Consider the following 7,250-nt stretch of genomic DNA (forward strand, 5'->3'; position numbering starts at 1 on the left):
ACACACCAATGGCAGGTTATGTGCCTTCGGTGTGTCCGTTTAGCTAGTAATTAAATCTACTAATTTGCATATTAATCTTGAATAATTGTTATTCACAAATAAGAATAAAGCTATAATTTTTAAAAGTCAATAGCTTTATTGCATCCTTGTGCACATATAACTATTCCTCTTTCTCTATACTTCCATGTATCTAAACTCAAAAATACAGTTAATTACACAAACTTCTATATTATTCAAACAATTTTTAGAATAATACAATGTACAGAAGATTATTTACTAGAAATCTGCGATTATTATAACAAAATCTCGTAATTTTATTTACGATTAAATTTTTAAAACTACTTAACATACAATCGTCCTCATATTAATATTATGTAAACAATAAAAACCCATTTTATTAAGTACACTCACATTCATATATAAACAGACATTAATATGCAAAGAAAAATCCAAGGAGAATTGTTAATTTCATATCAACATTTTAATAGAATAAGTATATATATTAGATAGCATTAAAATCTTATAAGATACACTTCTTAACAGGAAAAATTATAAATAACCATCTATTAATAGCAATATACATTTAGATTTTTATCATCTTCATGTAGAAAAACTATTACATTTCAATAAACCCTCTTAACAGACCACTATATTCAAAAGATTACTTCAAGAGATCTGGAGCTTTCATAAAAACACTATAATCTTTATATATTATTCAACTTTCGAAATTCCATTATCTCTGTTATTGATATCATATGAACAAGAAAATCCATTTCGCACCCTAAACTCACATTGACATATCAACTCACATTGACATGTCAAACGAAAATAAAAAAGAAATGTTAATTTTATATCAACAGTTTTTATGCAATAAATACAAATACTCATTAATAATTTAAAAATACGTTTTACGGTAATATTATTCATAGCTATTAATGCTGTAATATAAACAGTTAATAAATAAATTAATTAATTACTTATTAACTAAATATAAAACTTCTAATCAAATGCAAATCTCAATCTATTAATATACTATCACATTAACATTTTTTCCTTTTGGTTAACATGAAGTTAACAATAGAATATAGTAAAGTATTTAAATTCAATTTTATGTTAATAATAGTGGTGCAGATATTTGCAACAGATTCAACCAATCATTGTTTACATGTTAATTATACACACAAAATCAAGCAATTATACATTCAAATCTTTTAATGTATCACTTATTTAAATGATTACTTCAAGATGCCTGGAGCTTTTGTACAAAATACCAAGATGTTTATATACTATTTGAACTTTCAAAACTACATTATCCCTATTATTGATGTCATTTGAATAAGAAAATCCCCCTTTGAAACGCGCACTGACATTGACATATCGACTAACGTTGACATGTAATCTCAGAAACTACAATATATGTTGATTTCATATCAACATCCTGGGTGCATTAACTATAAATATTTATTAACACCCCTATAGAAAAACACTTTTTTAATAGAAACATTGTTAATAGCTATCAATTCTGTAACTTGATCTTCTAATAAATTTATTAATCACTTAAATACTTATCACAAGATATAAAACTCCTAATCATGTACACAGTTCCATCTATCAATACTCTATATGAAACTATCGTATTAACATTTCATCCCTTTGGTTGACATAAAATTGACATTAGGATTTAGTAAGGTGTTTAAATATCAATCTCATGTTAAAGATAGAAGTGTAGATTTGAGGAATTATGCATTCAGATCCTCGCCACTTTCGTTTAAACTAACTTTCACATGTAAATCAAACCTTATAGCGTACTACTTATATTTAAATAATTACTTCAAGAGACCTAGAGCTTTTGTACAAAATACCATAATGTTTATATACAATTGAACTCTCAAAGCTACATTATCAATGTTATATGAACAAGAAACAACCTCTTCACAACACGTACTCACATTGACATATCAACTGGCATTAACATGTAGTACTAAGACTTAAAGTAACGTGTTAATTTCATATCAACACCTATAATGCAATAAGTATAATTACTCATTAATAACTCTATTAAAAACAGTTTATAATAGGGTATTGCTAATAGCTATTAATTCTGTAACTTGAACTTCTAATACATTAATTACCAACAAGATATAACTACCATATTTACATTTTATCCTTTTGGTTAACATGAAATTGACAACAAACTAGGGTAATGTGTTTAAATATCAATCTCATGTTAATAATAGAAGTTTAGATATTTGCAACAGAATCAGTCAATAATTAATTATATGTTAGTTCATCCGCTAAATTAAGCATTATTACAGAGTTGTTAAAAGACTTATTCGGTTAATTTGAATGAGTCTTTCTTATATTTGATCCCATATAAATAAGAACATCATCAATACAACAATAGCTAATGATAGTTCAGTTGACAAGACATTGATATTTATCCACCAAAAATCCTTACTGTGTCAATCTCACATCTCGTGTTAATATCAGTAGGGGTGAAATTTCATCCAAAATGAGTGATTTCAACCTTTAACAACAGCTGTCTTGTTGAAAATTAAACAAATGACATCTTGTGATTGTTTGAAAATCACGAGTGTTAACACGGTGACATAAATCTATCTCAAATATTCCATACACTATTAATATCCTATTGATCGTGACATAGAGTAGGCATTAAACCTTAAAGTCGATTCACATTAATTCTAATCCTATATTCCTAGCAATATTTGTTCTCATAAAATACTGCTAATTTGGTTATATTATTACCTTTTTTTCTAGCGATTATACATTATAATTTAAATTCCCTAGCTTACATTAGTTGATTTTTCCGCACTATCATTGATTATCTCCTCATAACTTGTTTACAAAATACCTATATTTCCTTATCATTAGTATTAAGTAACGTGTTTTGTTAATCTCATGGCAACTATCAGTAATCTTGCTAACATAAAAGATAGTGTTATCCATTGATAGAACATTGCCATTTGTATGCTTTAGGGTGACAATAGTATCAACAAGTCCAGCGTATTCTATTTAGATAGGTAATGTTCTGTTAACAAACATTCGATTACATGTTAATTTTATATTTCATGTGAGTTACTGATTACATAGGGATTTGCATACGTATTAGCGAAATACTACCTAACATGTTAATTTCAGTCCACATGTTAATTTCAAATTGAGTGTTCATAAGCTGATTTTTAAGGAGGTTGTTACAATGATTGAACAAAAAAGCGAATCACAAGACCATCAAATTAACGATGATGACATATTAGATGATAATATTTTTGAAAAGGCATGGCGAATAACTGAATTCTCTAAACTAGTTGGACGTCATCACAATACCGTTTATAATTGGTTCAATATTTTAGAGGAAAAAGGGCTCCATGAAACGTTAAGAACCCAAAATACAAATGAAAAACTTTATAATACATTAGATCTTGAAATTGCTCTATTTATTAAGCAGAAAAGGGATGAGAAATGGTCTTTAGATGCAATTATTGACCTATTACCACACCAATTCGATTTAAGACCTGTATCACTAGAAAATCAATCAAATGAAGTGTCTACTGAATTAAACCTTCAGGCCACTGCAGAAATCATTGAAAAAATGGTAACTAAACAGGTAGAAGAAAAAATAAAACATATTGAGTCTCGTTACGAAGAGAGGGTAGACAGTATACTTAAACAGTTACCACAACCCGAAGATGCAGAAACCATAAAATTACGTCAGCGCCAAGATAGACTTGATAATTTCATTATTGAGCATAGGGCACGTCAGGAGTTAAGAAAGCAGGCAGAAGGCCTGTGGAATAGTAAAGCTGAAGAGGAACGTACTAGAAAGGTAGGATGGTTTAAAAAAGAGGAAGATTTGGGTAAAAAACAACTCTTCATTGAACAGTATATACAGGATAATATAATTGATTATATTAAATCTCTTATGAATTCTGTGGAATAATAAAAAAGTCTGGAACTTAGTCCAGACTTTTTTATTATTTTGTAGTACCAAACATCTTATCAGGATCTAGAAAATCTGCTAAATCTTCTTCTTCATTTGCTCCAGCATTATTATTTTCTTCGTCACTACCCATATCGATAAAATCTCCAAATGCAAAGCCTAAATCCTCATCCTCATCAATACTCTCGATAGTACTAATTTGAGACTTAGTAAACTGAATTTGGCTTTGTCTTTCTTTAAACTCATTAAATTCTTCAACTAAACCTTTAGATAATCTCGATGGTAATGCATCAGTTTTATAGAACGTATATACACTTCCTAAGAAATCATTTTTACTTACCAAATATCCGTTAAAAACTGTACCGTTTATTGGTAGATTATTTGAAACCTCTACCTTAGCATCATCCATAAAGGAATCATTAATATTTTTTTGCTCATCTAAGATAGCAAGCATACCAAAATGATGTACTTTTGACGCTTCTACAGAACCATCGTTATTCTTCTTCATCAAATCAATTGGGGGATGGAAAGAGCTACCTCTTAATGATTCTTGGAACATCTCGATAATTGCATGGCTATTTTCTATCTGGTTCATATTACGTGAAACCTTATTAATTACTAAACAGCCCGTTTTCTCAAGTAAAATACGCTTAAAGTCTTGGGAATCGAGTATTACAGATGTACCAGATCCATTGGCAGCGGTATTTAGCTCATGAATAATTTCACTAATGCGTTGATTTGCATAATCCCGTGAATTGGCGATACCTTTTTTCTCATTTTCATTTAATCCCTTAAATTCATCGTAGAAGTGCTGATTATCAGCAAATACTACAAAGGCTACACCTTTGGATTTATCATTTGCTAATTTCCAAATCTCCTGTGAAAATTTATTTACTTGTCGTAATACATCCGGCCCATCTGCTCGGACAGGAAGTGTTACAACAATCCCCATTTTAATAAAATCTTTGCGCTCAATAGCATTTTCAAATGCAATTCTCGCAAACTTTGCTTGATTTGCTTTGATTTCAGACATTGGATATTGCTGCGCAACTTTTTGTAATTCTTGTCTGATTACTGGTTTGTTATGAAAAGAAGAAAATTCTTCAATAGCTTTAATGATTGTAGAAGTTCCTGTTCCTCCACCTAAACCCGCAAAGAAAAGAACAAGTTCATCAGAAGGTCTTACACGTTCAGTAATAAATTCTTTTAATTTATCTTTTGCTTCCTCATTTGAATCAAGAACTTTTACCGCACGCTCAGGGTTCTTACCTAAACCACCTAATTTAAGTGAAACTTGATTACTTTTTGGTACATTTTTTAATTCAGCTAGATCTCCATCATTACTATTTAGTGCTAAGCAATTATATACTGCTGTGCCATCTGTATGTGTATATTCCGCAAATTTATCTACCATTCTAGTACCAGCTTGACCAAATCCAACCATTGTCATTTTGACTGCTACTTCATTTTTCAAGAAGTTTTTTGCCATTATTTTATCTCTCCTTATTTACCTTTTTTCTTTTCCCTAACTCAATAAGTACTTGTTGCCCTCTATAAGTTGAGATTAAAAATTTATATGGATGCATAGTCTTTTCATAGATTAAAGACATTGATGATAGCGTACTCACACTTATTTCTGCTGAACGCCTAGATATATTCGTACGTTCAACTTCTAATGAATAGGATTTACCTTTTTTCTTCTTTACTCTCCTATCAATAACTACATTTTCCACTATTTCATTAATCGATATGCCTCTCATGTACTTTGTCTCTTGAAATTGTTTATTTACTACGTTTCCTATGTATAGAAATACACTGTAGAGTATCTCATCTTGTTCAAGTATATCAGCAAACATGTTTACTACTTCATCTGCAAACTTGATTGTTTGATATTTTTCACTTAAAACCTCGTTCAAGTTGTCCCCCCCTTAAAGCATTGGTTAATTATTCCTAGAAACATAGTACATCATTACACGTTGTATATCAAGTCATTATAAATAAAACTTATATATAGGACTTATATATAAGCCTTATATCAATAAAATCATAAAGAATCTATGCTTTATAAGGGTTTATATATACAACGTATATATAACGTGTATATATGTTATATCAATCTTAAATTTCATGTGATTTACATTTTAATTGCGGGTAATAAAATACTATAAAAAAAACTGCTAAAAACACAGGAAAAATTACTCATTTTTATTAACATGAAACTCACAATTAATAATATACGACTTATATATAAATCTTATATATAAGTCGTATATACAAACACCTTTATAAAAAGGATAAATTAAATTTTATTTACAACGTAATACGCTATTATTTTCTTGTAAGCCGCTTATATAAGTTTTATATATAAACTTTATTTATACAACTTATATAAATCACACGTAAAATATTTAATATTCAAACAATCGATATCATACTTGCGTATATATGTTACTAAGAAGATTTCATAAAGATTTTTTAATAATTCACACTAAGTTTTTTTATTACTTAGTTGTTTTAAAGGGATTTATCTCTTATAAGGATGACAATTGTTAATGTTATGTTAATGCACTATTCTTTACCTATTACTTGTTAGTTCACGTGAATGTATCTGTTGACAGAAAAAATTTACTCTGTGCCTCATTAAAATTCAATTCCTTGTCAATTTCAGTCATTCTTAGAAAGCCATTAGGAGCGGCTGTTAATTTCATATGAACAACAGAGATCATCTCAATTTATAATTAACATGTTAAAAAGGGGATCAAAGGTTAAGCTGACTGATGCAATAGTTCTTAAAATCCCTGTAAATAATCTCTTAAACTAAGACATTCTAATAGTATTATGCTAAAAAATGCATCACTGCTATGAAAAAGAAATATTTCTGTAAATTGGATTATTAACAGAAAATCCTTATCTTATTAACATCAAAGTGATACTTACATTACACTAAAAGTTTTATTAATTTAGTACGAATAATGATAGCAATTAGAACTTCACATAAAATTAACAACTAATTGATTTCATGTGAATGGAACCTTCATGTTAAGTACATGTAGACACATTTTTAACTTACCAACAATTATGTAGAAACACTCATTATTTTTTTGTCTAAATGAATTAATAAGTATAATAAGATAAAAATTACCTAAAAGAATAAGTCGAATTTTTACAATGAATCAGTAACAAAAGTAGGAGAGGGCACTTCAACAAAGAGTTTACTTTCTAAAAAAATATAGAGAAAACTCCTCTTTATAATTCTTGAATAATTGTAATCAATCAAAATGTTATTATTCCT

3 protein-coding genes are annotated in these 7,250 nt (G+C 28.7%); 1 reads left to right on the forward strand and 2 read right to left on the reverse strand.

Features of this window, described 5'->3' with window-relative positions; translation table 11 throughout:
* Nucleotides 1–3,217 precede the first annotated feature (3,217 nt).
* Entirely contained in the window at nucleotides 3,218–3,958 is a 741-nt protein-coding gene (locus tag NHG49_RS29500) for a MerR family transcriptional regulator (protein ID WP_088047579.1), read from the forward strand.
* Between the two features lie 34 nt (nucleotides 3,959–3,992).
* On the opposite strand, the gene NHG49_RS29505 is transcribed toward NHG49_RS29500, so the two are convergent.
* Both NHG49_RS29505 and NHG49_RS29510 read right to left on the reverse strand, forming a co-directional pair.
* The gene (locus tag NHG49_RS29505; protein ID WP_088047578.1) at nucleotides 3,993–5,447 is read right to left on the reverse strand and encodes an FtsZ/tubulin family protein; all 1,455 of its coding nucleotides are present in this window, start codon (nucleotides 5,445–5,447) and stop codon (nucleotides 3,993–3,995) included.
* Between the two features lie 4 nt (nucleotides 5,448–5,451).
* A complete protein-coding gene (locus tag NHG49_RS29510) occupies nucleotides 5,452–5,874 on the reverse strand; it encodes a hypothetical protein (protein ID WP_016089810.1) in 423 nt (140 codons plus the stop codon).
* Between the last annotated feature and the right edge of the window lie 1,376 nt (nucleotides 5,875–7,250).

It is taken from the genome of Bacillus sp. IBL03825 (assembly GCF_024712505.1).
In the GTDB taxonomy this organism is placed as follows: domain Bacteria; phylum Bacillota; class Bacilli; order Bacillales; family Bacillaceae_G; genus Bacillus_A; species Bacillus_A wiedmannii.